General features: G+C 63.7%; 21 protein-coding genes, 2 rRNA genes and 1 pseudogene. 8 read left to right on the top strand and 16 right to left on the bottom strand.

The genetic code is table 11. The annotated features are described in order from the left end of the window. Nucleotides 1-119: 119 nt before the first annotated feature. Complete coding sequence (gene purL, locus ABD791_RS14560; protein ID WP_345068018.1) at nucleotides 120-2,441, top strand: phosphoribosylformylglycinamidine synthase subunit PurL; 2,322 nt, start codon at nucleotides 120-122, stop codon at nucleotides 2,439-2,441. A gap of 332 nt (nucleotides 2,442-2,773) precedes the next feature. After that, nucleotides 2,774-3,760, top strand: a complete 987-nt coding sequence (locus ABD791_RS14555; protein WP_345068016.1) for a DUF559 domain-containing protein — start codon at nucleotides 2,774-2,776, stop codon at nucleotides 3,758-3,760. A gap of 198 nt (nucleotides 3,761-3,958) precedes the next feature. Here the strand turns inward: ABD791_RS14555 and ABD791_RS14550 are convergent, their stop codons facing one another. The 7 genes and pseudogenes from ABD791_RS14550 to ABD791_RS14520 all read right to left on the bottom strand — a co-directional run bounded on the left by ABD791_RS14550 (nucleotide 3,959) and on the right by ABD791_RS14520 (nucleotide 10,195). Further along, a complete protein-coding gene (locus ABD791_RS14550) occupies nucleotides 3,959-4,891 on the bottom strand; it encodes an SDR family NAD(P)-dependent oxidoreductase (RefSeq protein WP_345068014.1) in 933 nt (310 codons plus the stop codon). A gap of 305 nt (nucleotides 4,892-5,196) precedes the next feature. Continuing rightward, a pseudogene (locus ABD791_RS14545) lies at nucleotides 5,197-5,490 on the bottom strand (chorismate mutase); the annotation flags it as partial. 9 nt (nucleotides 5,491-5,499) lie between these two features. After that, nucleotides 5,500-6,453 (bottom strand): DMT family transporter, encoded by a 954-nt coding sequence (locus tag ABD791_RS14540; RefSeq protein ID WP_345068012.1) that lies wholly within the window; start codon nucleotides 6,451-6,453, stop codon nucleotides 5,500-5,502. An 80-nt stretch (nucleotides 6,454-6,533) separates the two neighbouring features. After that, a complete protein-coding gene (locus tag ABD791_RS14535; protein ID WP_345068010.1) occupies nucleotides 6,534-7,187 on the bottom strand; it encodes a GNAT family N-acetyltransferase in 654 nt (217 codons plus the stop codon). Between the two features lie 61 nt (nucleotides 7,188-7,248). Next, entirely contained in the window at nucleotides 7,249-8,013 is a 765-nt protein-coding gene (locus ABD791_RS14530; RefSeq protein WP_345068008.1) for an alpha/beta fold hydrolase, read from the bottom strand. Between the two features lie 181 nt (nucleotides 8,014-8,194). After that, a 5S ribosomal RNA gene (rrf, locus tag ABD791_RS14525) occupies nucleotides 8,195-8,311 on the bottom strand. A 39-nt stretch (nucleotides 8,312-8,350) separates the two neighbouring features. Continuing rightward, nucleotides 8,351-10,195 (bottom strand): helix-turn-helix domain-containing protein, encoded by a 1,845-nt coding sequence (locus ABD791_RS14520; protein ID WP_345068006.1) that lies wholly within the window; start codon nucleotides 10,193-10,195, stop codon nucleotides 8,351-8,353. A gap of 271 nt (nucleotides 10,196-10,466) precedes the next feature. Between ABD791_RS14520 and ABD791_RS14515 the strand changes: the two genes are divergently transcribed. Then, nucleotides 10,467-11,048: a hypothetical protein gene (locus tag ABD791_RS14515; RefSeq protein ID WP_345068004.1), complete on the top strand. Its 582-nt coding sequence runs from the start codon at nucleotides 10,467-10,469 to the stop codon at nucleotides 11,046-11,048. A 245-nt stretch (nucleotides 11,049-11,293) separates the two neighbouring features. On the opposite strand, the gene ABD791_RS14510 is transcribed toward ABD791_RS14515, so the two are convergent. After that, nucleotides 11,294-12,619, bottom strand: a complete 1,326-nt coding sequence (locus tag ABD791_RS14510; protein ID WP_345068002.1) for an NtaA/DmoA family FMN-dependent monooxygenase — start codon at nucleotides 12,617-12,619, stop codon at nucleotides 11,294-11,296. Nucleotides 12,620-12,680: 61 nt separating this feature from the next. Continuing rightward, nucleotides 12,681-14,249 carry an ABC transporter substrate-binding protein gene (locus ABD791_RS14505; protein ID WP_345068000.1) on the bottom strand — a complete coding sequence of 523 codons (1,569 nt, stop codon included), beginning with the start codon at nucleotides 14,247-14,249 and terminating at the stop codon, nucleotides 12,681-12,683. Between the two features lie 301 nt (nucleotides 14,250-14,550). Between ABD791_RS14505 and ABD791_RS14500 the strand changes: the two genes are divergently transcribed. Further along, nucleotides 14,551-14,991 carry an Lrp/AsnC family transcriptional regulator gene (locus tag ABD791_RS14500; RefSeq protein WP_345067999.1) on the top strand — a complete coding sequence of 147 codons (441 nt, stop codon included), beginning with the start codon at nucleotides 14,551-14,553 and terminating at the stop codon, nucleotides 14,989-14,991. A gap of 6 nt (nucleotides 14,992-14,997) precedes the next feature. On the opposite strand, the gene ABD791_RS14495 is transcribed toward ABD791_RS14500, so the two are convergent. Further along, complete coding sequence (locus ABD791_RS14495) at nucleotides 14,998-15,582, bottom strand: flavin reductase family protein (protein WP_345067997.1); 585 nt, start codon at nucleotides 15,580-15,582, stop codon at nucleotides 14,998-15,000. A 465-nt stretch (nucleotides 15,583-16,047) separates the two neighbouring features. Here ABD791_RS14495 and ABD791_RS14490 point away from each other — a divergent pair, with 465 nt between their 5' ends. The 4 genes from ABD791_RS14490 to ABD791_RS14475 are packed head-to-tail and all read left to right on the top strand — an operon-like array spanning nucleotide 16,048 to nucleotide 19,668. Beyond that, entirely contained in the window at nucleotides 16,048-17,019 is a 972-nt protein-coding gene (locus tag ABD791_RS14490; protein ID WP_345067995.1) for an ABC transporter permease, read from the top strand. Nucleotides 17,020-17,021: 2 nt separating this feature from the next. After that, on the top strand, nucleotides 17,022-17,975 hold the full coding sequence (locus ABD791_RS14485; protein ID WP_345067993.1) for an ABC transporter permease: 954 nt from the start codon (nucleotides 17,022-17,024) through the stop codon (nucleotides 17,973-17,975). Then, the gene (locus tag ABD791_RS14480; protein WP_345067991.1) at nucleotides 17,972-18,865 is read left to right on the top strand and encodes an ABC transporter ATP-binding protein; all 894 of its coding nucleotides are present in this window, start codon (nucleotides 17,972-17,974) and stop codon (nucleotides 18,863-18,865) included. Before ABD791_RS14485 ends, ABD791_RS14480 begins: the two co-directional genes overlap by 4 nt. Continuing rightward, a complete protein-coding gene (locus ABD791_RS14475) occupies nucleotides 18,865-19,668 on the top strand; it encodes an ABC transporter ATP-binding protein (protein WP_345067989.1) in 804 nt (267 codons plus the stop codon). The genes ABD791_RS14480 and ABD791_RS14475 overlap by 1 nt, the downstream gene beginning before the upstream one ends. 73 nt (nucleotides 19,669-19,741) lie before the next feature. On the opposite strand, the gene cuyB is transcribed toward ABD791_RS14475, so the two are convergent. The 6 genes from cuyB to rrf (ABD791_RS14445) all read right to left on the bottom strand — a co-directional run bounded on the left by cuyB (nucleotide 19,742) and on the right by rrf (ABD791_RS14445) (nucleotide 25,279). After that, nucleotides 19,742-20,527, bottom strand: a complete 786-nt coding sequence (cuyB, locus tag ABD791_RS14470) for a cysteate racemase (protein WP_345067987.1) — start codon at nucleotides 20,525-20,527, stop codon at nucleotides 19,742-19,744. Between the two features lie 5 nt (nucleotides 20,528-20,532). After that, nucleotides 20,533-21,297, bottom strand: a complete 765-nt coding sequence (locus ABD791_RS14465; protein WP_345067985.1) for an amino acid ABC transporter ATP-binding protein — start codon at nucleotides 21,295-21,297, stop codon at nucleotides 20,533-20,535. Next, nucleotides 21,294-22,271 carry an amino acid ABC transporter permease gene (locus tag ABD791_RS14460; protein ID WP_345067983.1) on the bottom strand — a complete coding sequence of 326 codons (978 nt, stop codon included), beginning with the start codon at nucleotides 22,269-22,271 and terminating at the stop codon, nucleotides 21,294-21,296. Before ABD791_RS14460 ends, ABD791_RS14465 begins: the two co-directional genes overlap by 4 nt. A 6-nt stretch (nucleotides 22,272-22,277) precedes the next feature. Then, complete coding sequence (locus ABD791_RS14455; protein ID WP_345067981.1) at nucleotides 22,278-23,240, bottom strand: ABC transporter substrate-binding protein; 963 nt, start codon at nucleotides 23,238-23,240, stop codon at nucleotides 22,278-22,280. A 67-nt stretch (nucleotides 23,241-23,307) separates the two neighbouring features. After that, on the bottom strand, nucleotides 23,308-24,891 hold the full coding sequence (locus ABD791_RS14450; RefSeq protein ID WP_345067979.1) for an amidohydrolase: 1,584 nt from the start codon (nucleotides 24,889-24,891) through the stop codon (nucleotides 23,308-23,310). Nucleotides 24,892-25,162: 271 nt separating this feature from the next. Next, nucleotides 25,163-25,279: ribosomal RNA gene (rrf, locus tag ABD791_RS14445) — 5S ribosomal RNA — on the bottom strand. Nucleotides 25,280-25,465 lie beyond the last annotated feature (186 nt).

The raw sequence follows: 25,465 nt of genomic DNA, 5'->3' as shown, positions 1-25,465 counted from the left end.
GGCCGCAGCGCGGCATCCGCTCAGGATGTCGCCGCCTCATCGTGCCCTTAAAGCCAGCGGATCAGCCGGGTAGACTTGACCGCGTCAGGCACCCGATTTCTCTGAGGAGTTCGCCACTCGTGACCGTTGTTTCCAATCCCTCCGTCCGTGGTGTCGCAGACACCGTCACCAACGCCATCGCCACGCCGGAGAAAGAGCAGCCGTACGACGCGCTCGGCCTCAAGCCCGATGAGTATGCCAAGATCCGCGAGATCCTCGGCCGCCGCCCCACGTCGGGTGAGCTGGCCATGTACTCGGTGATGTGGAGCGAGCACTGCTCCTACAAGAGCTCGAAGATGTACCTGCGCCAGTTCGGCGAGAAGGTCTCCCCCGCCATGAAGAAGAACCTCATGGTCGGCATGGGCGAGAACGCCGGCGTCATCGACGTCGGTGAGGGCTGGGCCGTCACCTTCAAGATCGAAAGCCACAACCACCCCTCCTACATTGAGCCGTTCCAGGGCGCCGCAACCGGCGTCGGCGGAATCGTGCGCGACATCATCTCGATGGGCGCCCGCCCGGTCGCCGTGATGGATGCCCTGCGCTTCGGCGCCATCGACGACCCAGACACCGCCCGCGTCGTGCACGGTGTCGTCGCCGGCATCTCCGCCTACGGCAACTGCCTCGGACTGCCGAACATCGGTGGCGAGACGGTCTTCGACTCCGTCTACCAGGCCAACCCGCTCGTCAACGCGCTCTCGGTCGGCGTGCTCCGCCACGAAGACCTGCACCTCGCCAACGCCACCGGCCCCGGCAACAAGGTCGTTCTCTTCGGTGCCCGCACCGGCGGCGACGGCATCGGCGGCGCATCCATTCTGGCGTCTGACACCTTCAGCGAGGGCGGCCCGACCAAGCGTCCGGCCGTGCAGGTCGGCGATCCGTTCGCCGAGAAGGTGCTCATCGAGTGCTGCCTCGAGCTCTACCGCGAGAAGCTTGTCGAGGGCATCCAGGACCTCGGTGCCGCCGGCATCTCCTGCGCCACGAGCGAGCTGGCCTCCAACGGCGATGGTGGCATGTTCATCGAGCTCGAGAAGGTGCTGCTGCGCGACCCGAACCTCACCGCAGAAGAGATTCTGATGTCGGAGAGCCAGGAGCGCATGATGGCGATCGTCGAGCCGGGCAAGCTCGAGGGTTTCCTTGCCGTCACGAGCAAGTGGGATGTCGAAACCAGCGTGCTCGGTGAGGTCACCGACTCCGGCCGTCTGATCATCAACTGGCACGGCGAAGAGATCGTCAACGTCGACCCGCGCACCGTCGCCGTCGACGGCCCGGTCTACGAGCGCCCCGTCGCCTACCCGACCTGGCTCGACGCGCTGCAGGCTGACACGGCATCCGTTTTGCCGCGTGCCCTCGACGCCGAGACCCTGCGCGGCCAGTTCCTCGACCTGCTCGGCTCGCCGAACCTGGCCGACCCGAGCTGGATCACCAACCAGTACGACAAGTACGTTCTCGGCAACACGGCGCTGTCGTTCCCCGACGACGGCGGCATGATCCGCATCGACGAGGAGTCGGGACTCGGCTTCGCCGTGGCCACCGACGCCAACGGCCGCTACTGCCAGCTCGACCCGTACCAGGGCGCCCAGCTGGCCCTGGCCGAGGCCTACCGCAACGTCGCCACAACCGGCGCGGTGCCGGTCGGCATCAGCGACTGCCTCAACTTCGGCTCCCCGGAGAACCCCGAGGTCATGTGGCAGTTCGTCAAGACCGTCGAGGGCCTCTCCGACGGATGCCTCGAGCTCGAGATTCCGGTCACCGGCGGCAACGTCTCGTTCTACAACCAGACCGGCGATGTGCCGATCCACCCGACGCCGGTCATCGCCGTGCTCGGCGTGATCGATGACGTCGCCCGACGCGTTCCGAGCGGCTGGCAGGACGACGGACACAACATCTACCTGCTCGGCACCACGGCCGTCGAACTCGACGGTTCGGCCTGGGCCGGCGTCGTGCACGACCACCTCGGCGGCCGCCCGCCGGCTGTCGACCTCGGCCGTGAGGCCGACCTCGCCGGCCTGCTGCACGCCGCGTCGCAGGGTTCGCTCGTCGACAGCGCTCACGACCTCAGCGAGGGCGGGCTCGCTCAGGCCCTGGCCGAAGCCGTGCTGCGTTTCGGTGTGGGCGCCCGCGTCTGGATCGGTGACATCTGCGAGCGTGACGGCATCGACGCATCCGTCGCCCTGTTCTCGGAGTCGACCGGTCGCGTGATCGTGTCGGTGCCGCGCGAAGACGACGTGAAGTTCCTCGGACTCTGCGAAGGCCGCAACTACCCGGTGCTGCGCATCGGCGTGACGGATGCCACGGCGCCCGGCCTCGAGATCCAGGACCAGTTCACGGTGAGCCTGGCCGACCTGCAGGCGCGTCACCGCGGCACGCTGCCGGCGCACTTCGGGCCGGTCGTCGGGGGCTAGCGCCTCTTCGTTCGACGCGCGGCACTCTCTCTGGGTGCTCCGCGCACGTGACTCGCTGAAGGCGGGCCCGGCTGATGTCGGGCTCGCCTTCGCTGCCTCCCCCTCTTCCCACGCGTGCGCCCAAAGTGTCGCCCCGCCAGTCCACGAGGCGACACTTTGAGCGCACGGGTCGCGGCAAGCGAGAGGCGTCGGCGAGTGGATGCTCACGCGTGCGCTTGAAACGTCGCCTCCGGCGCCGGGGAGGCGACACTTTGAGCGCACGCGTCGCAGCGCGAGGCAGGGGGTGTGGACAACGCGAGCGAGACGGTGCGCCACGGTGACACCATCGGGCGATGACGAAGCCGACGACGCTCCCCCTCGAGCTGCAGGGAGTTCCCTTCGATGTGGCGCATGCGAAGAAGCGGGGCGTGAGCGCAGAACGCTTGCGCCGGCACGATCTCCGGCGCCCCTTTCACGGAATACGTGTTGCTCACGCCCCGAGCGTTGCGGTGCAGGAGTTCACCCAGAGCGCCGACAGCTCCGACCCGTATTGGCGCCGGCTACGCGCGGAATCAGGCCGACGCGCTCACGAGTACGCGGTACGGATGCCGCAGGGGCAGTTCTTCAGCCACGTCACGGCTGCGCTCCTCCACGGCCTCCCGGTGCCACGGCGCTTGCTCGAGCAAACCGACGTTCACGTCGGCACGAGTACGCGGACTCTGCGCAGGAAAGGGCGGGGTGTGCGCGGCCATCTCATCCCTTCGGGACTCGAACGGGTGACGCACGTTGACGGTCTCCCCGTCGCATCCGCCGTCGACGTTTGGACTCAGTTGTCGACCACCCTCACGCTCGATGAGCTTGTGATGATCGGCGACGCCCTCGTTTGCCGCCAGGCGCCTGCTGCGACGTTGCCGGAACTCGCGGATGCCGTCTCGCGGCACGCAGGGCATCCCGGCGCGCAGCGGCTCCGGGAGGCGTTCTCGCTGGTCCGGCCCCGCACCGACTCAGCGCGAGAAACCCAGCTCCGGCTACTGATCGTGCGCGCCGGCCTTCCCGAGCCGGAGGTGAACCCGGCGCTGACGAACCGATTCGGCGAGTTTCTGGCCTACGGCGATCTGGCCTACCGGCGCTTCAAGATACTCATCGAGTACGACGGTGGCCAGCATCGTGACGACGAGGCGCAGTACCACCATGACATCGACCGGCTCGAAGCCCTGATGGCCGAGGGCTGGCGAGTCATCAAGGTGAACAAGACCCACTTCGGCCAAGCCGCACATGCCACTGGCGCGCGAATTCGGCGGGCCCTGCTCGACGCAGGATGGCGTCCCGACGTGAGCTGACAGCGCATCCGCTCGCTCAGCTCACTCCGCCGCCCGCCCGACGCCGCTCGCCGCCGGCCGACTCCCCAGCCCGACTCCGCCGCGCGTGCGCTCAAAGTGTCGCCTGGCACGACCGCGAGCCGACACTTTGAGCGCACTCGTCGGCCTCAGCGAGGCAACGCGAGGCAACGCAACGCCACGCCACGCGACGCGACGCCGCTAGACCGGGAAGTCGACCCCGGCGAACTCCTCCGAGCGCGCGAACAGCCGGGAGGCCACCTCGCGGTCGAGCGAGGTGCGGGTCGGTTGCTGCCGGGTCGGGATGCCCTTGGTCACGAAACGCGGCCCGTAGTACTCGCCGCCGGAAGCGCCTGGATCGAGCACCGCCCGCACGATCGGCCACGCCCCGCGGTCCTTGCCCTGGGTGATCGGGGCCTGCAGGTTGTCGACAAATCGCTTAGCCCGGTTGGGCTGGTTGACGCCACGGATGCTCGGCGTCAGCCCCGAGATCGAGTAGCCGGGGTGTGCGACCAGCGCTTGAACCCCCGCCGCCCCGCCCTGCCCGGCAGCGCGCAGCCGGCGGTCGAGTTCGAACCCGAAGACCTGCGCGGCGATCTTTGACTGTGCGTATGCCGTCCAGGGGTTGTAGGCCCTCTCAAGCTGCACGTCGTCGAGACGCGAGTCCATCAGCCGGGTGATCATCGAGCCGAGCGCAATCACCCGGCTGCCCTGTGTCGCCCCGAGCTGCGGCAGCAGCGCAGCGGTGAGCGCGAAGTGGCCCAGAAAGTTGGTCGCGAAGACGAGCTCGTGGCCGTCGACGCTCTGCTCGCGGTTGCGCGGCGGATGCACGATTCCCGCGTTCAGGATCAATCCGTCGATCCGCGGCAGCTGCTGCAGTGCCGTCGCGGCAGAGTTCACCGAGGCCAGATCCGACACGTCGAGCGCCACAGTCGAGACCACTGCGCCCGGCACCCGCCGACGGATCGCCGCGAGTGCAGCATCCGCTCTCACCGGATTGCGGCAGGCCAGCACGACCTGCGCACCGGTTCGCGCGAGCTGTTCGGCCGTGAAATAGCCGAGCCCTGCGTTGGCTCCCGTGACGACGAACGTTTTACCCGAAGCGGAGGGAAGCGCGGTCGGGTTCCACGTCACGACGTCGGACGCGAGGGCGACGGATGCGGCACGGGGTGCACGCCCGGGTGCGGAACGGGGTGCGACGTCGGGCGCGGAGCGGCGGCGGCCGCGTCAGCGCTCGGGTCAGCTGCTGTCTCAGCAGCCGGGTCAGCCTCGGCGGGCGTGCCCGGCTCAGCGCTGGCGACGGCGGGTGCCTCGGCAGCCGGAGCGGAAGCAGCCGGAGCGGAAGCAGCCGGAGCGGAAGCGCCCGGAGCGGAGGCAGTAGCCGGCCCAGCCTTGGGGGGCGTGGGCCGCGCACCGCCTGCGGCGCCATTCGCGGCCCCGCCCGCGATCTCCTCGTGGTGCTGAATCACCTCGGCGACAACGAAGTTGAACCATTTCTCGGCGAAGGCAGGATCGAGGTGCGCTCCCTCGGCGAGGGTGCGCAGACGCTGCGTCTGCCGGCGCTCGCGCTCGGGATCCGACGGCGGAAGTCCGTGAACTGCCTTCAGCCGACCCACCTGCTGAGTGAATTTGAACCGCTCAGCGAGCAGGTGAATCAGCGCCGCATCAATGTTGTCGATGCTCTGCCTGATGCTGTTCAGTTGTTCCAACGCTTCACGCTCGTCCTGTGCCATTCCTCGACCCTAGCGCGCGGCTATGGCCCTTCGCCGTGCGCCGCGCGGGATGCCCAGCCGCTGTTGAGTGAGCAGGATGCCGACCAGCACGAGGCCTGCACCGAGCGGTTCGTGCCAGGAGAATCTTTCAGACAGCACCAGCACCCCGAGTACGACGCCGACGACGGGGGTGACGTAGGTGACCATCGATGCGTTGGTCGGGCCCCAGGCCCGGAGCACGTTGATGTTCCAGATGTAGGCGATGCCGGTGCCGAGCGCCCCGAGCGCCAGCAGGCCGAGCACGATGGGCCAGGTCAGGCTGACCGGGTTCAGCGCCAGCACCGGGGTCAGCAGAAGCATGATCGCGCCGGCCAAGCCGATGTTGAGAAAAGCGAATGTCGTGCCGGCGATCGGGCGTCCACTCAAGAATTTGCGGGTGTAGCCGAAGGTGACCCCGTAGGAGACGGCGGCGCCGAGGCAGGCGACCTGGCCCCAGAAGTCGCCGGTGAGCGAGGAGTACTGCCACGGGGCGATGATCACGATCACTCCCACAATGCCGACGAAGACGCCGGTGATCTGGCTGCGGCCGAGCTTCTCGACTCGGAAGGCGAGGGTGGCGAGCACCGCCGTCGTGATGGGAGTCACCGCGTTGTAGATGCTGGCGAGGCTCGACGACACGTACTGCTCAGCCCAGGCGAAGAGCAGATGCGGGATGACGCATCCGGTGATCGCGATCAGCACGAAATGCAGCCAGACGACCGGTTCTCTCGGAAGCACCGGCCCGCCGTTCACCCGTGGGCGGGTGGCCAGCACGATCAGGCCCAGTGTCAGCCCGCCGAGGATCAGTCGGGACCACGCGACCTGGCCGAAGGAGACGCCCTCGAGCGCGACCTTCATGAAGAGAAAGCTTGAACCCCAAATGAGCCCCATCCCCAGAAATTGCAGGGTGATGGTGCTCGTGCGTCGTACCGGAATCTCGCTCACCAACTGACAGTATCGTGAGCCGCTCCGCCGGTGTTCGAGGGCTGGCGATCTGTCTGGAATGAGCCGAAGAATGGCGCAAATCAGGCCGTGCGCGCCCGCTCCCGGCTGCGGTAGGCGACCGGCTGAGAGTCAAATCGGTCAAGGCGCGCGAGCAAACCGGCGCGCACACGCGGCCAGTCCTCACCGATCACCGAGTGGATGGCGCTGTCACGCCAGCTTCCGTCCGGTCGCTGGCGGTGGCGCCGCAGCACGCCTTCGAAGCTCGCGCCGATGCCGACGATCGCCGCTCGTGAACGCTCGTTGACCGCATCCGCCTGAATCATGATCCGGCCGAAGCCATTGTCGAATGCCAGGCCGAGCAGCATCAGCTTGGCTTCGACATTCACCGCGGTTCCCCAGACCCGCGGGTCGTAGGCCGTCCAGCCGATCTGCGCCGATTCGTTGTACAGATCAAGGTCGCCGAGCGCCGTCGAACCGACCAGCTCGCCGTCGTGGGCACCCCCGATCAGACGGATGCCGAAGGGGAGCCCCGACCACTGGTAATAGCGTCCGGCCCACGCGATGAAATCATCCCGCTCCTGGTGAAGCCCGGCAGGTCCGCCACCGAACCCAGCGGCAAAGACGGCCGGCTGCGCGATCGCGCGATGCAGTTCAGGCAGCGCTTCAGGCGAAAGCGGTTCGAGCGAGATGTATCGACCCACCAACGTGGTGGGCTCCGGGCGTTGGGCGTTCATACGAAAATTCTCGCAGCCCAACGTGTCCGGCCGCTAACCGGGAGGTGTCGTCCGCCTCGCGTCAGACGAAGAATTGCGTCAGCACGGGTGCGAGCGCCTCGTCGGACACACCGTGATCTTGCCCCTCGATCACGCTCGCGCGCGCATCCGGTGCCATTGCAGCGATCAGGCGCGCAGCGTTCGGCGCCCAGTCAGCGCTTTTTCCGCCCGACAGAGCGAGGATCGGTTCCGGGATGCCGGCGGTCCAGTCGAGAGTGATAGCGCCCAGATCGCTCAGGGTCAGGTCGTAGGGAAGTGTGTGCGCGATGGCCAGCATGTTTGGCCAGAACGGCGCGTTCTTCAGGTTCTCGGCCGCTTCGCGGGGCGCGCCCGTATTGACGATGAAACGTAGTGCCGCCTCTTCCCGATCGCCAGAGGCGAGCAGCTCGCACACCTCCTGGGTGAACGCTCCGGGTGCCGGCTGGCCGGGAAAGAACGGTGGCTCATAGACGGCAATCTTTCTCATCCGCACTCCGTGCGCAGCGGCGCCCAGCGCGAGCGCTGCGCCGGAGGAATGTCCGTAGACGAACGCAGAACCGCCCGCCTGGGCGATGATCGCGGCCAGGTCGTCGAACTCGCTCTCAACCGAATAGAGGGCCGCGTCGCCACTCTCGCCACGCCCGCGCCGGTCGTACTCATAGACCGTGTAGGCATCCGCCAGCACTGCGGTCAGTGTCTTCGTCGTGAGGCGAGTGCAGAACGCACCGACCACCATCACGAGCGCCGGGCCCGTGCCCGTTCGGTCGAAAGCGATGCGGGTGCCATCCGTCGACGTGACGTGATCCATCTGACTGTCTCCTTGTCATCGATCGAGCATGTCGCGATCCGGTGAGACTACCCCGGAACGCAGGTCACGTCCACGCACCGGCTCGCGCTTGTGCCGACAACCCCCGACAACCCACATTCCCAACTACCGGGAGAGTTAAAGCAGGAAAGCCGCCCCGAAGGGCGGCTTTCTCACAATGTTAGTCCGGCGGTGTCCTACTCTCCCACAGGGTCCCCCCTGCAGTACCATCGGCGCTGAGTGTCTTAGCTTCCGGGTTCGGAATGTAACCGGGCGTTTCCCACTCGCTATGGCCACCGAAACAGCACATAGTTGATATGCCATAAGCCTACAGGGCCCCTCAGGCCCGCCCGACCAGATCGGTCGCCGTCTTACTCGCCATACCTGCCAGCTTAAGCGCGAGTTGCAGGCAGAGTCGGTCTTCCTCGCTGCGCAGCGAGACACCGGCGATCTGCTCGATCTTCGCCAGGCGATATCGAACGGTGGAGATATGTAAGAACCGGCGTTCCGCGATCGCTTGCACGCTTCCGACGCATTCGAAGTAGGTCTTGAGCGTCTCGAGGTAGTCGCTCCCATGACCTTGGTCATGCTCCTCGATGGCGCCGAGGTAGCGCTCGACGAAAACCAGGCGTTCAAGGGCATCCGTCGCGGTCAGGAGCGAGTAGCTTCCTGCATCGACAATGGCGAGGTCACGATCCCCCTCCGTCGTCGAGGCGATCACGTCCAGAGCCCTCGACGCTTCCGAATGCGAGGTGCGCAGACCGTCAACGCCGATCCCCGCCGTGCCGATGCCGATCGAGATGCCGAGCGTCGACGGTCGGAAGCCGTTGACGACCTCGAGACCAGTTCGCAGCGTTGCACGGATGCCCGTGGTGAGCGACGCTACGCCCGCCTGCGGCAGGCTCTCCGCAACCGCAATGACGAGAAAATCGGTCGCGCCGATCGGTGAAACCACTGCATCCGCACCGTCTGAAACCACCGCTCGACGCACGAGCGCGGCGAGCGTGTATGCATCGCGATGGTCCAGGTCAGTGGCCCCGCCCGTTACCCGAACGCGCAATACGATGTTCTCGACGTTGAGTCTCACACCGACCATGGCGGCCCGCGCCGAGAGCTCGATGCCCGAGCCATCGTCTGTCAGAAGTGCGTCGGCGAAATCCTCCTGAATACGCACCTGTGCGTCGAGTGCGGCACGCTCGCGAAGGATCTCCAGGGTCACGTGCACACCGGCGAGTTCGAGAATTGGCTGGTCAAGCTCTCCGCCGGGCACCGCCTTGTCGACAATCGCAATGAGCAGCGCGAGTCGATGGCGCCCCTCTGCTGCCTGGCCGATGATCAGCGTCCGCCCATCGACGTCGACCTCGACCGGCCCCGAGCCGGGGCCTAAGTCTCTCAGCAGCTGTGCCGGAATGCCTCCGGCAAGCGTGGCACCCGTTTCCGCGTCGATGCCTGCCGTGCTGATCACCTGCATGAACCGGTCGACGAGCACGATCGGGTGTTCGATCAGCTCGGCGATGGCTACGCAGAGAACGCGGATTCCGGCACTCTGCGCTTGAAGATCCAACAGCCGACTTTGTACGACCGACAGTCGTTCAAGCGCGGCGTTCTGGCGAATGATGACATCGTTCATGGCCGACAGCTGGGCGTTGGTCTGCCGTTCGATATCGAGGGCGCCTGCCCGCGATATGACATTGCGGAAGGCGATTGCCGCGAACGACGCGATGATCTTCGCGAGCGACCGTTCGACCAGGGTGAATTCTCCTGGCTCCGGCCGGGAGAAACTGACGATGACAGAGCTGTCGCCGACCGAGATGGGAATGTACATGATGGCGCGGAAGCCGGCGCGTGGCCCTTCGCGCATCAGATAGGGATAGACGATCGCGGTCGCGACATCGGCGATCATGAGCAGATTACCGGTGCGCATTGCTTCCAATGGCGGACTGCCTTCCAACTCCCAATTCTCGTGTTCAGGCAGGTCGTCGTAGCCGAATTGGGAACTGCGCACTAACCGAGAAGGATCGACGTCGAAAAGGCCAACCCAGCACTGAGTCCACGGGCCGTAGCGCGCTACAGCCTCGACCACGTTCTGTAGCACCTGCTCAACGTCTCCGCCGGCATTCACCTCTTCAGCGATCAGCTCGAGGCGCCCGAGCATCGACACATTGAGATCGAGTGCTCTTCCCACCGCTGATTCCTCACCCTCTGTTGAGTCGTTGAGTTCGCTTAGCCGCGAAACATTCCGCCGGCTTTGTGAAGAGGCGGACATTCTCTGAGTCTAGGTCTCCGTCAACGGTGCTCTTGCTCTCCTAATACCATGCCATCGACCGATCGGCATTCCGCTGTTTAGAGGGAATTCTGAGTTCGAGTTGCGGTGTTTGCCGGTATCTCCGAACAGAGGCAATCGGACGCCGCACTCGGTGCGAGAATCGACCACTACGACGCTCAGGAAGGAAACGATGACTACGTTGCTAACCCCGAAACGAGTCATCGCCCGCTCACCGCACAGCCCCGGCGCAGTTGCGATTGACCTGGGATTGAGCGTGCACTGGGCCGCCCACAACCTTGGCGCTCGCCTGCCTCAGGAATACGGTGGCCTCTACGGCTGGGCCGACCCGAGCGGTGAACAGGTGTCGACGCAAGTCGACGACTACCCCAGCTCTACCCCACCCTCCGAGATCTCCGGCACGCCGCTCGACCTCGCCAGAACACGGTGGGGTGCCACGTGGCGGATGCCGACGCTCACCGAATTCGAGGAACTCGTCACCGAGTGCAGCTGGGAAGAAGGGTCCGTCGACCGCATCCGTGGCTACCGGGTTATCGGCCGTTCTGGCCGTTCCATCTTTCTGCCGGCGGCGGGATCTCGGAGCGGACTCGACCTCCATGCACGCGTCGGCAGAGCCAACTATTGGAGCGGCACCCTCAGCGGGCATCCGATCGCGGCCTATTCTCTTCACATCGAGGATGAAGGGCTGATGATCAGCCCGCAGCGACGCGATATCGGTCTTGCGATTCGCCCGGTCGGCGACCCTCGCCGCTGACCGGACAGAAGCCCACAACCTACAGCCCCGCGGACGTTCCGCTGGATAGCTCGCGGATCGACGAGGCGAGAATGGCCGAGCCTTCGACGGCGAGCGCGATGGCGATTCCTCCGTCGTCGATCGCTCAGCCGACGAATGGCGCTCCTATTGGAGCACTCCCCATGGCGGCCCGATGCCCTCGAGCGAGACCGTGGTTCCGCCAGCCCATTCGCGCTTACGGAACCACGGGGTCCGATCCGAAATGGTCAGTGCGTGTCCCAGGCGCCCGGGCGGTCCAGGCCCAGGTGTTCGCGCAGCGTGTCGCCCTCGTATTCTGTTCGGAAGTAGCCGCGCTCCTGCAGCTCCGGCACAAGCAAATCGCAGATCCGGCGAAGCCCGTCAGGCATGTGCGGCGGGTTGAGACTGAAGCCGTCCGCTGCTCCCCCTTCGAACCAATCGACCATGACATCGGCGATCTTTGAGGCGGAACCGACAGCCCACAGGTGCGCACCGGATCGGTAGCTCTCGACCACGAGATCGCGAAGCGTCAAGCCGTCGTCAAGGGTCAGCTTTCGGAAGATGTGGTATCGGCTTCCGCGGCTCGGATCCTCCGACCACCGCTCGGCGGGAATCCGCTCATCCAGGTCGATATCCGCGATATCGATCTCCAGATTCTTCGCGAGCTGCACTCGACCCGAGTCAAAGTTAATGTGATTGGCGAGATCCTTCGCGATCTCCTCGGCCTCCGCATCGGTCTCCCCGACTATCGGGAGAATCCCCGGGAGGACCTTCACCGATCGGGGATCACGACCCTTTGCGCGAACAAGTTCTTTGTACTTCGCGTAGAATTCGGCCGCGCCGTCCTTGCGCGGCTGCGCCGTATAAGTGACGTCCGCGAACGTCGCCCCCAGTTCCATCCCGTCAGCCGACGAGCCCGCCTGAAACAGGACAGGGCGTCCCTGCGGGGAGCGCCGCATATTCAGCGGCCCAGCAACTTTGAAGAACTCGCCGTCATAGTCGATCGCTTGGATCTTGGCAGGATCCGCCCACCATCCGCTGGCCCGGTCGTTGATGACGGCTTGGTCGCTCCAGCTATCCCAGAGTTTGACTGCGACATCCACGAACTCAGTGGCCCGACGATACCGCTCCGCCGGCGCGGGGAGCTCATCGATACCGAAGTTCTCGCCCCCCATCCACGAGGTGACGATGTTCCAGCCAGCGCGGCCACCGCTGAGCGAGTCAAGCCCGGACAGCTGCCGCGCTGTGACGAAGGGGAGGGAGAACGACGTCGAGACAGTTCCGGTAAGACCGATCTTGCTCGTGCGACCGGCGAGCGCCGACAGCGTCGTGATCGGTTCGTTCAGTCCCGTCGTCATCATATTTCCCTCGAGGATTGTCGATGCTGTTACGACATCCCCAAAGAACACCGAGTCGAGCTTCGCTCGCTCACACATCAACGTCAAGTCAGTGACGAAGTCGAGGTAACCGAGCTCCTCCGATCGACTGCCCGGAAGTCGCCAGCTGTCCTTGTAGTAGCCGGGCGGGAGCATGAAAACCGTCAGAATCATGTGCTTCTCAGGCTTGTGTGCCACGTGGGAGTTCCTTTCTACTGGGGCCGGGCGGGGTGTGTACTCCCCGACCCGACCCGACGAATTATTTGGAGGTCAGAGCCGTCCAGTCGTACCCGATCAGGCTGCTGTACTTCTCAAGCCCACTCCAGCGGTCCTTGCGGATCACCATCTGGGTCAGGTCCGTCACCAACGGAGCGGTGTGCAGCAGATCGAGCACTCGCGTCTCTGCAGCTGCGAAGTGCGTCGCACGCTCCGCCCGGTCGGCGACGGCAGCCGCTGCAGCGAACGCAGCATCGGTTTGCTCATCGCACATTCCCGTCGGGTTTACAAACGCCAGGTTGTCGGGGTTGCACACGTAGAGGCGCGCGACGCCCAGGCTCGGGTCTTGGTAGACCGCGAAACTCATGACGGTCAGGTCGAAGTCGTGCTCGGTGAACGTCTTGTCCACGTAGATCTGCAGGTCCTGCTGAACCAGGTTGACCCCGACGCCGATCTTCTCGAGATTCGCCTTCATCACCTCGGCCGTACCAGCGAACGTCGGCAGACCGGCGGCATAGGTGAGGTTCAGGCTGAATCGCTGTCCGTCGCCGCCGATGGGGTAGCCGAGATCGTCGAGGAGTCGACCTGCTTCCTCTGGATCGTAGGGAAGCTCGTCCGCGTAGTTGATTTCGGGGTCGGCGGCCCAGGCGACTTCAGTGGGGATGGGGCCACGGGCTGGCGTTGCCGCACCACTGAAAGCATTCTGAGCGATCGCGTCACGGTCAATGGCCTGGTACAGAGCCCGACGAACCTCAGGATCAGCGAGCTTTCCTTCTCTGACGTTGAAAAATGCCGTCATGACGCTTGGAAGCTGTCCCCTCGTCGTGAAGGAGTAGGTCGCGTCGCCGAGGTTGGCAATCTGAGACTGGTCAAGGAAGAAGCCGCCGATACGGTCGACCTCGCCGCTCTGCAACGCAAGGACGCGCGCGTTGTTGTCGGGCATGATCTTGAAGACGATCTTCTCGATGCCGCCGGCACCGCCCCAGTACTTGTCGTTTCGATTGACGACGATCCGATCTCCGGCGATGAACTCATCAAGGACGTATGGCCCGGTTCCCACCGGCTTTGAATTGGCCGGGTTCGTCGCGATATCGGTTCCCTCATAGAGGTGCGCAGGAATCATGTAGTGCGACGACATCGCCTCGAGGAGCGCGGCGAACGGCTCGGTCAGCTTCACGACGACGGTGAGGTCATCCGGAGCCTCGACCGCGGCGATCTTGTCGGAGACGATAGGTCCCAAAGGGTGCAATGGAAGAACCTTTTCGATGTTGAATTTCACGTCTGCCGAGGTGAAGGGTTCGCCATCGTGCCAGCTCACGCCCTCTCGCAAATTGAACGTGTAGGTCATCGCATCGGTACTCGCATCCCAACTCTCGGCGAGCCCTGGGACCAAATTGAAGTCGGAGTCCATTCTGATGAGCGTGTCGAACACTGCCCCGCCGACGACCGAGGTGGTGATGTCTGTCGTAAGTTCCGGATTGAGATGCGGCGGATTCGTGCCGACTGCGTCGACGAATACCGACGACGGGTTGCTGTTGGACTGATCGTTGGTTCCTCCAGCGCATCCGGTGAGAATGAGCATGAGGACCGCGGCGGCTCCAACAACCGGCACCCATCTCCTTGTGTTTTCGGCCATGTGACTACCTCTCTGTAGCAGGACGTGATGAAGTCAGCCGATGCTCTCGTGACGCGCACCGAGACGCGTCGATCCGAGGCGATTCCGGTCCCTCATCAGATTCGAAGGCTATTCTCGCTTATACGAACTGTCATCCAGGTCGACAGAAGTTGATACGAAGCGTCATTTGGAGCGAATTCTGTGACATTCTGTATAAATCTTTTTGTGATCATGCTTCACTCGGAACCGGCTCTGGAACGCATCCCGTCCATGCCGACCAGAACTGATCGGAGACACCATGCTGGACACACTCGACGACATTGACCGCAGGATCCTCTCAATTCTGCAAAAGGACGGGCGCCTGTCCGTGAGCGCAGTGGCCACTGCGGCCCGGGTTTCCCGCGCAAATGCGTACAACCGCATCAACCGCATGACCGATGCCGGAATCATCACCGGTTACATGGCGCAGATTGATCCGTCGAAGTTAGGCATGACCGCATCCGCGTTCGTCATGATCCGTACGGAACAGGATTCGTGGCAGATCGTCCGCGATCGGGTCACGCGCATCCCCGAGGTCAAGCACGTCGCACTCGTCGCGGGTGATTTCGACGTGATCGTCTTGATCAGGGCGTCGGACAACGCCGACCTTCGACGGGTCATCTTGACCGAGTTGCAGTCGATCCCCCACATTCGTGACACGAAGACGTCGATCATCTTCGAAGAAGAAGACACCCGCTAGCCCGGGTCAGAGCGCCGAGTGATCGCCCAGGCTGTGCCATACGCGGTTGTGGTAGACGAGGGGCTTGGCCACCTCTGCCGCTGCGAGGGGACTGTCCGGCTGGGGCGCCGCGACCTGCAACGCACGAACGACGATAACCGTGGAGCTGCCAGCGGCCAAGCGTTCCACTACCTGACCACGAATCCAGCTATTGGCCATTGTGAAGCAGGGTTCACCGGTCTCGAGCCTCGTCCACATCGCCGGATCGGCAAATCGGTCGACACCACTCGTTGCACACAGCTGAGCCAGCGCCAGATGCGGCTCACCGAGCAGGTGGACGACAACCGTCTCTGCCGCGCGTATCGCTGGGGCGGCCGAGGAGAGGTCAGACAGTGAGAATACCAACAACGGCGGGTCAACGCTGATCGAGAAGACGCTCGTCGCGGTCAAGGCGACCGGCCCGGTGCCAGAATCTGCCGTGATGACGGCAACGCCGGCCGGGTGGTTTCGAAAAGCGGCCTTGAACTCATCCGCTGTTGCCCGATGCTCTTCCGCTGCCAATTCCTCGATTGACTGAAGCGACGGATGTGGACTCGTGGCGCTCGTGGGCACGTTGGACCTCCCTGGTGACAACTAATAAGTGACTCCGAGAGTCACCCATCCCTGGCAAGATGACTACGGGAGAGCATGATTCTGAGACGAATTGCTCAAGTTCTCAGCACCGAGTGGCAGAAAAGCTTCCCGGCGAAGCTTTTCACGCTCGGTGTCGTACCCCTGCCTTGGCCTGAGTCAGGACAGGGCACAAATACACCGCTGGCACCGATTACAAAACAACTTGGCCAAGAAATAGTCACTAAAGTAGCGAAACGTCTACACAACGTGTACACGATGCTCAATCTGCGACTTCGTGAGTAACGATTGTCGAGCCCACCCCCTTTCAACGACGAAGGTATGGAAAGTGTTCGTGAGACTCCCTGCAACCGGCATCTGCGCTCAGGCGGCGATGCGACCCTCCCCGACTCAATCGTCCTCCCTCTCCCCATTACCGGGATCGCGGATTCTCGGTCTGGTGCACTCATGAAGTGGGTTGCCTACTACGGCAAGGTCGTGGTTTCCTCGTTGATCCTGATCTTCGTCGTCATCATGATCATGTTCCTGCTTCTCGAGCTTGCGCCAGGTGATCCGGTCCAGTCGCTGGTCGGACAGGTGCCGGTCAGCGACGCCTTCCGAGCGGAGATGACCGCAGCCTACGGCCTAGATCGACCGCTGCCAGAGCGCTTCGTGGCATACATCGCGAATATCGCGACGGGCAATCTCGGCTTTTCATTTGCAAACCAAGAGCCGGTGGGAGAGCTCATCATCGGCCGCCTCGGCAACACCCTCTTGATCACGCTCCCATCGCTCGTCATCGCGTCGATCGGCGGCATCCTGCTCGGTGCGATCGCCGCCCGAACGCGGTCGAAATGGCTCGATGGAGGCCTCTCCTATGCGGCGATCGGCGGGTTCTCGCTACCGAGTTTCTGGCTCGGTCTCCTGCTGATCCTCATTTTCTCCGTCAACCTAGGCTGGCTCCCAGCGCAGGGAATGTCGTCATATACCTCGACGGGACTCTCGATACCGCACATGATTTTGCCGATCCTGGCACTCGCGATCACCGAAATGGCCTTCATGCTGCGAATCATGCGCGCGAGCATGATCGAGGTACTTGGACAGGATTACATCGACACCGCTCGTTCAAAGGGCCTCTCGTCTGACCTCGTTCTCTGGCGGCATGGCATGCTCAATTCGATGCTGCCGATGGTGAGCGTGATCGGATACAGCCTCGGCTTCACGATCGCCGGTTCTGTGCTCATCGAAAAGGTCTTCGGCTGGCCCGGAATGGGGCTCCTGCTCTACGAATCGATCCAACGCAGCGAGAACATGGTCGTGATGGGCATCTTGCTGATCATTACCGTCACCGTGGTGCTCGTCAATATCCTGACGGACATCGTGTACGGACTCGTCGACCCCCGTATTCGCGCGCGATTTCGCAGAACGGTAGGAGTGTGACCATGACGACCATCGAAAACAGCGCCAACCGCACTGACGGCGCTCCCGACGATTCGGCTAGATTGCCACGAAGAAGTGCGACGGCGATTCAGGCGGCTCCACCGGAGCCGGCTGCCGCCGTCCGCCGCCGCGTCTCTGTGACGCGTCGGTTCTTCCAGCGGCCAATCGCGACCTTCTTTAGCGCGTTCCTCCTCTTCACGACGCTCGCGTGCTTTGTGGGCCCGTTGTTCACTGCCGCTCCGAGCGCTGCCGACTTCACCACGCTGCAGCCGCCCAGCGGCGAACATCTGATGGGCACCGACCAACTCGGACGGGACGTTCTCTCACGGGTTCTGGCCGGCGGACAAGTCTCACTCATCGTCGGGGTGAGCGTCGCGCTCATCTGCCTCACGCTCGCTGTTCTGATTGGGGGCCTCGCCGGATACCACGGCGGTTTTGCGGATGCCTTGCTGATGAAAGTCTCCGAGTTCTTCCAGGTAGTGCCCGGACTGATCCTCGCTCTGGTGGCAGCAGCCATGCTCGGCTCAAGCATGGTAATCATCGTGATCATCCTGAGTCTCACGATGTGGCCGCAGGTCGCTCGTATTGTGAGGGCCGAAGCCATCCGGATCAGTGAGCTGGGCTACATCGAGTCGGCACGGGCCGCTGGCTTCGGTTCGTTTCGAATCTTCCGGAGCGATGTCCTGCCGAATGCGTTCCCACCGGTTCTCGTCGCAACGACCATGACCATCGGCCGCGCGATCCTCTTGGAATCTGGACTCGCATTCCTCGGTCTGGGTGATGCGAACACACCTAGCTGGGGAGCCCTGTTGAATGCCGCACAACCCTTCATGCAGACGGCCTGGTGGCTGACGCTGTTTCCCGGACTTGCGATCTTCCTCGTCGTGCTTTCAACGAACGTGCTCGGAGACCACTTGAATGACACGTTGAACCCGACCATCGGGAGAGTGAAATGACTCTTGTGCAGAACACCGACGACACCACCCACATGACCGCCACCCGACCACCGCTGCTCGACGTTCGCGGGCTCAGCGTGACCCTGCCGACAGGGCCGAGCGATTCTGTACACGCGGTAAAGGACGTGCGACTAACTCTCGCCGTCGGGGAACGAGTGGGGATCGTCGGCGAATCCGGTTCTGGAAAATCGGTGACCGGCCGAGCAATCGCCGGGCTCTTGCCCGGGTCCCCCCGAGTCAAGGTGGACGGATCGATTCGCTTCGACGGCACCGAGATGATCGGGGCGCCGCCCCGCACATGGGACGCCATCCGGCGCAGCAGAGTGTCGATGATCTTCCAGGACCCCTTGAGCTTCTTGAACCCGACTATGCGCGTCGGCCGACAGATTCGCGAAGGCTGCCGCAGGATTGTCGGAGAACCGCGAGGAGGAACAGAGAAGGTCTACCACTACATGACCCTCGCCGGCCTCAATGATGTGGAGACCGTGGCGCGCAAGTATCCGTTCGAGTTGAGCGGTGGGATGCGGCAGCGGGTGCTAATTGCGATCGCCCTCGCCAAGCAGCCGGAGATAATCATCGCGGACGAGCCAACCACTGCTCTCGATGTCACCGTGCAAAGGCTTGTCCTCGAGACGTTGGATCGCAGCGTCTCAGAACTCGGAACGTCGCTTATTATGATCACCCACGACCTCGCTGTGGTCGCCAAGCTCTGTGAGCGCGTGTACGTCATGTACGCCGGTCGCGTCGTAGAACACGGGCTGACGAAAGATGTTTTCACCAACCCTGCCGAGGACTACACCCGCGGATTGCTCCGCAGCGTGCGAAGCCTCACCGACGATTCCGACGATCTCGTCGGGTTGAGCAGTCCCACAACCGGAAGGATCGGCTGATGCTGCACGCTGAACATGTCTTCAAGACGTTCGGGAGATCACGGCGCCAGCAGGGGGTGCGCGCGGTGAATGACGCCAGTATTCGTGTCGCGCCGGGTGACTTCATCGCCATCGTCGGTGAGAGCGGCAGCGGGAAGAGCACCCTCGCCCGCATCTTGCTCGGACTGATAGAGCCGGATGCAGGTTCTGTCACCTTCAACGGCACGGCGCTGAGTTCCCTGAACAAATCCGAAATGCGTGGTTTCCGGACTGCCGTCCAATGCGTGCTGCAAGACCCATCCGGCTCACTCAACCCCCGCAAGACGGTGCGGCAGTCACTCACTGAGGTGATCCGCCTGCATAAGATCGCGGTGACTTCAGCAGACGTCGAGGCCGCCGCCATCGAAGCGCTCTTCCATGTCAATCTGACGCCTGAACCGATGTTTCTCGACCGCTATCCCCACGAGCTCAGCGGCGGACAGCGGCAACGCGTTCTCATCGCACGAGCAATCGTCTTGCGACCGCAGATCATCATCGCCGATGAAGCGGTGAGCGCCCTCGACGCTTCCGTCAAGGCCGGCGTCTTGAATCTAATGAACCAGCTCCGGCGTGAGATGGGTATCGGCTATGCACTCATCACTCATGACCTCCCCGTCGTGAAGAAGGTAGCGAGCTACGTCTACGTCATGAAGTCCGGTGCCATCGTGGAAGAGGGAACGAAGGAGCAGATCTTCGCGAATCCGCAAGCGGACTATACCAAGACACTTCTCGCCGCAGCGCCCGACCTAGACATGGCCCTCGCCGGAGCCTCGGCCACTTCCTGAATCACGAAGCCCCCTCTGCATCAGAGGGGGCTTCTCCGTGCAGCCTTAGTCAAGTCGTCTCGCGCATGCCGTCTCACACGCCGTGACGCACGACCCGCACCACTGCTTCGGCGAGCACCTGCGTGGGGTCGATGACCTCAACCTGCAACACAACGCCGTCGAGGGCAATCGGAAGTTCAGTGCAGCCGGCAATCACGAGCTCGGCGCCCCGGCTCACCAGCTCGCGAGCAGCCTCGGCGATCAGTTCAGTCGTGCGCGCGTCGACGATGCCGGCCTTCACGCGCGCGATCGCCGGCATCACCCGCGTCTCCTGAGTTTCAGCCGAGGGGGTCAGCGGCTCCAACCCGTGCCTCCGCAATGCCTCATCGTAGAGCAGGCTCGCCTGTGTTCCCGTGGTCGAGAGCAGTCCCACGCGCGTCGCATCCGGAAAGCGTGAACGGATGCTGAGCACCGTCTCTTCGATCATGTGCACGAAAGGAACGCCCACCTCACGGGTGATGCGAGGGATGAACGCGTGCGCGGTGTTACACGGCACGGCGATTACGGCGGCCCCGCCCGCGCGCAGCAGCAAGGCACCGGCCAGAAGCAGCGGTGTGGGGTCGATGCCGCCGTGGAGGAGTGCGCCGGTGCGGTCGGGAATCGTCGGATCCGACCAGATCAGCGTGCGCAAGTGCTCCTGGTCGGTGCGGGCCGGGGTGGCTCGCACCAGTTTCGCGTAGAAATCAGCCGTTGCCGCCGGCCCCATTCCGCCCAGAATGCCGACGATGCTCCCGCCGGTCTGACCGATCGCCGGAACGTCGACCAAGCTGTCGATCACGACGTCGACCGAGCTGTCGGCATCCCGGATTCGCGTCGCCACGAGACTCAGAGAACCTTGGCGAGAAAGGCGCGCGTGCGTGGAGACGAGGCATCGGAGATTACTCGATCCGGCGTGCCGGATTCGATGATCGTTCCGGCATCGAAGAAGCTCAGCGTATCGCCGACCTCGCGGGCGAATCCGATCTCATGGGTCACGACGACCATCGTCATGCCCCCGTTGGCGAGAGCTTTCATGGACTCGAGCACTTCGTCGACAAGCTCGGGGTCGAGCGCGGAGGTCGGCTCGTCGAACAGCATGAGCTGCGGGTCCATCGCAAGCGCCCTGGCAATGGCCACGCGCTGCTGCTGCCCGCCCGAGAGCTGATGCGGGCGCTTGCCGGCATGGGCACCGAGCCCCACTCGGTCGAGCTCTTCGCGGGCTCGCCGCACTGCGGCTGCTTTGTCCATCTTCGCAACGTTGATGAGACTCGTGGCCACGTTCTCGGTCGCGTCGAGGTGTCCATAGAGGTTGAACCGCTGGAACACCATGCCGATCCCCGAACGGAAGCGCGCAAAGTCGCGGTCGCGCCAGGGGCGGTAGCTGCCGCCCTCCAGGCTGTAGCCGACCTGAGTCCCTGCGACTTCGAGTCCCCCGCCGTCGACCGTTTCGAGCGCGTTGATACAGCGCAGAAAGGTGGACTTGCCTGACCCGGACGGGCCGATGATGCAGCTCACCTCGCCGGCACGCACCTCGAAGTCAACGCCGTTCAGCACCTGATGTCGGCCAAAGCTCTTGGTCACGCCGGTCGCCCTGACGAGTGGATCGGTCATCGGGTCGTCGCTTTCTCTGTGATCGTTGCCAGTGCTTCCGTTGAGGTCTGAGCTTGCTGACCGCGCCGCATGAATCGCTGTGCGAAGCCCGGCCCACGTACGAGGCGCACGGCGTCTTGTCCGAATCGACGCTCCAGCCTCGATTGAAAGTACGTCGCGATGGCAGTGAGCACCATGTACCAGAGGCTCGCGACGATCAGCAGCTCGATGATGAGGTTGTTCTGCTTGTAGATCTGGCTGGCGTTGGTCATGAGGTCGCTCCCGGCCACGACGACAACCAGCGATGTTGTCTTCAGCATCGAGATGAACTCGTTGCCGGTCGGCGGGATGATGATGCGCAGCGCCTGAGGCAGCACAATGATGCGCATGGACTGCATCGGCGTCATGCCACCGGCCAGCGCCGCCTCAGTCTGACCGCGGTCAACGGCTTGAATTCCGGCACGCACGGTCTCGGCAAAGTAGGCCGAGAGATTCAGACCGAGTCCGAGCAGCGCGGCGGTGAAACCGGTCATCACCAGATTGGTGTCCCACTGCACACCGAGCTGCGTGAACGGCACGCGCAGGGTGAGGAACGGAAAGAGAAAGGCGAGGTTGTACCAAAAAATGAGCTGCACCAGCACCGGCGTACCGCGGAAGAACCAGATGTACCCGGTGGCGATCCACTGCAATACGGGATTCTTCGACAGCTTCATCACCGCGAGAACGACCCCGAGACTGAGGCCGATCACCGTCGCGATGACGCTCATCCAGATCGTGACAACGACGCCGTCAAGGATTCTTGTGGAGAAGAGGTATTCCAGAACCCGGTTCCAACGGATGTTCTCGTTGAAGATCACGGATGCCACGAGCCAGCCGACGACGACCACTGCGAGCGCTCCGATGAGCCAGCGGCCCCCGTGCCAGCGCGGGGTGATGGGCGTTGCGGAGCCGTCCGCACCGAGGATCGGTGCGGTACGCCGGTGCGATGCAGTCACCTCGTGCTACTGGCCGTCGTTGACGACGGCTGAGTCGACGGACATTTGGTCGACGCCCCAGGCGCCGAGGATGTCACCGTAGGCGCCGGAGTCGATCAGCGACTGCAACGCCTTCTGCATCACGTCAACCAGTTCGGTGTTCTTCTTGTCGATCGCGATTCCCCAGGGGCTCTCGCCGCCCTCGATGGCGATGGCCTCGAGCCCCGAATCAGGCTCATCGGCGCGGTAGACCGCAACCGGATAGTCAGTGATCGTGGCGGCGGCACGACCACTCCTGACCGCCAGAATCGCCTCGGTGTCACCTTCGAACTTGAGCACGTCGATGGCTGGCTTTGCGTCGGCCGCGCACTGCGTGTTGAACTCTTCGGCAAGCTCCGCCGAAGAGCCGTTGTCGACGACCGATACGATCTGGCCGCAGAGGTCGGCGGGCACTGTCACCCCACTGGGGTTGCCGGTCTGCACGAGAAAACCGTTGCCTGCACTGACGTAGTCGACGAATGTCATCGTCTCCCGACGCTCGGCATTGTCAGTCATCGACGACATGACCATGTCGAATCGGCCGGTGAGCACGCCGGGGATCTGCGCGTTGAACTCCTGGTCGGTAATGGCGAGGTCGACGCCCAGGGTGCGGGCGAGTGCGCGCGCCAGCGACGCATCAACGCCGACAATGACCTTGCCGTCTGCCCCATACATCTCCATCGGCGGGTAACCGACTGAGGAGGTGACCTTGAGGCCCTCGTTGCGCAGCGCGGCAGGAACCGTGAGGGAGCCATCAGGTTCGATCCCCTCGATCACGCTGGCCGCGAGGTCCTCAGCGGGAACATCGATGAGAGTGGCTTCTGCGGTCTCGGCGGTTGTGCCGGTGTCAGGAGCGGTGAGACTCTGTGCGCCGCACGCGGTCGTTCCGAGTAGGACTGCGCCCAGCACGAGCGCGAAAGCACCGCGGGCGGGGGTGGTGGGAAAACGCATCGTGTGACTCCTCTTCTTGGTCCGGACGGATCCGGGCTGTGGTGGTTGGTGGGTCTTCGGCCGACGGCTAGCGCTGGTAGCGCACGATTCCACCGACGACGGTGGTGAGCACGGAGATGCTGCGAAGCGCCTCCGGGGAGACGGCGAAGGGATCGGCATCAAGTACGACGAAGTCGGCAAGCTGGCCGACGGCAAGGCGTCCGACCCGGTTCTCTTGGCCGGCCGCGTAGGCACCGCCGAAGCTATAGGCCGTGATCGCCTCGCCCACACTGAGCCTTTCGCCGGGCTCCCAGCCTCCGAGCGGTTCGCCGAGTGCGTTCTGACGCGTGACCGCGGCATGAATCCCGTGCATCGGAGTCGGATCTTCGATCGGCGCATCGGAGCCGAAGACGATCTGCGCAGAGGCATCCGTCAGCGACCGCCAGGCATAGTTGCGAAGCGATCGCCCGTTGAGCAGCGTCTTCGCAATCGGGATGTCGGAGGTGCAGTGGGTGGGCTGCAGCGAGGGCAGCACGCCGAGTTCGGCAAAGCGCGAAATGTCGGAGGAGCGGATGTGCTGCGCGTGTTCGATGCGGTGCCGCAGCCCACGCGCCCGGGATACCCCGTGGTTCTCCTGGTAGGCGTTCAGCACTCGGTGGTTGGCTTCGTCACCGATGGCGTGCGTGGCGACCGCGATTCCGGCTGCGGCTGCTTTGCCGACGAGTGCGACAAGTTCGGGGTACGGAACGACCTCGATGCCGCGGTTGCCCGCCTGCCCCGCAAAGTCCTCGCCCATGTGCGAGGTGTGAGAACCGAGAGCGCCATCGGAGAAGATCTTGACGGGGCCAGTCGTCAACCAGTCGTCACCCTGACCGGTGTACCGGCCCTCAGCGATGGCCGCATCAAGGTGCTCCAGTGGAATCGACTTGTGCACGCGAAGCTGCAGCTCGCCGCGGGAATTCAACTCGCGGTAGGCCTCACGCACGTCTTCACCGTCAATGTCGTGCACACCTGTCAGCCCGATCGAGAGCAGCCGGTGCTGCGCCGCCGTCAGCTGAGCCAGCAGATCGCCGGCAAGCGGCGAATAGCTCAGCTGTCGCAGCGGGTCGCCCGCCGTCTCACGCAGGATGCCCGTTGGCTCACCGGCCGCATCGCGCACGATCTCTCCACCGACGGGCTCGGGTGTCGATGCGGAGTATCCGACCGCCTGGAGCGCACGAGAGTTGGCCCAGACGGTGTGGCCGTCGATGCTGGGCAGGGCGATGGGATGGCCGGCGCTCACCGTGTCGAGTGAGTGGCGGTCGGGTTGCACTGGAACATCCCAGGCGTTCGAGTCCCATCGACCCCCCATGATGAAGGCGCCGGGTTCGCGCGTCGCCACATAGCTCCGCACACGTTCGAGCGCCTCGCTCAGGCTCTTCGTTCCGCGCAAGTTCAGTGCGTCATGCTCACGGGCGAATGCTCCGGTGTGAATGTGGGCATCGATGAATCCGGGCACGACTGCCGCACCGTCGAGGTTCACGACATCGACGCTCGAGGCCGATTGGGCCCGGGCGGTGGCCTGCTCCCCGATGGCCGCGATGATCCCGTCAACGACGAGGAGCGCGTCGACGCGCGTCGAAGCACCGGCCATCGTGTGAATCGTGGCATGTCGAAAGAGCGTGGAGACCATCAGTGTTCCTTGTGTGTGCGCGAACGCGTGAACGAATGTCCTGCAAGATTATGGGAAACTCCGAGCAATACACAGAGCCTAGGCTCGACACCTTCCCGCGCTGAGCACAAGCAACTCTGATGGTAATTCGACGGGTTAACGCAGAAAGCCACCCGGGTGGGTGGCGTGGTCGTGCTGGTGGCCAGCGGCGTGTGTGGCGGTTGTGCGGTTTGGTGGGTTAACGCAAGAAAGCCACCCCGGTGGGGTGGCTTTCTTGGTGTTGCTAAGTTAAGTCCGGCGGTGTCCTACTCTCCCACAGGGTCCCCCCTGCAGTACCATCGGCGCTGAGAGTCTTAGCTTCCGGGTTCGGAATGTGACCGGGCGTTTCCCTCTCGCTATGGCCGCCGAAACATCTTTCGATCAACTCTCCGTGAGGAGGGTTGTCAAGTCGTTTCGAACAATCATCGCTTCGTCGTCCAAGGTTCTGGACAAACTCTTCAATTATGTTGTTTGTGCCGTGTTAGGGCGTTGTTCTCGACCGTACATCGAGAACCACATAGTGGACGCAGAACAGCTTATTCAAACTGAGTGTTAT

The organism is Glaciibacter kafniensis (genome assembly GCF_039538945.1).
GTDB lineage: Bacteria > Actinomycetota > Actinomycetes > Actinomycetales > Microbacteriaceae > Cryobacterium > Cryobacterium kafniensis.
Note: the sequence above shows the minus strand (reverse complement) of the source record. Positions and strands in the feature narration are given on the sequence as shown.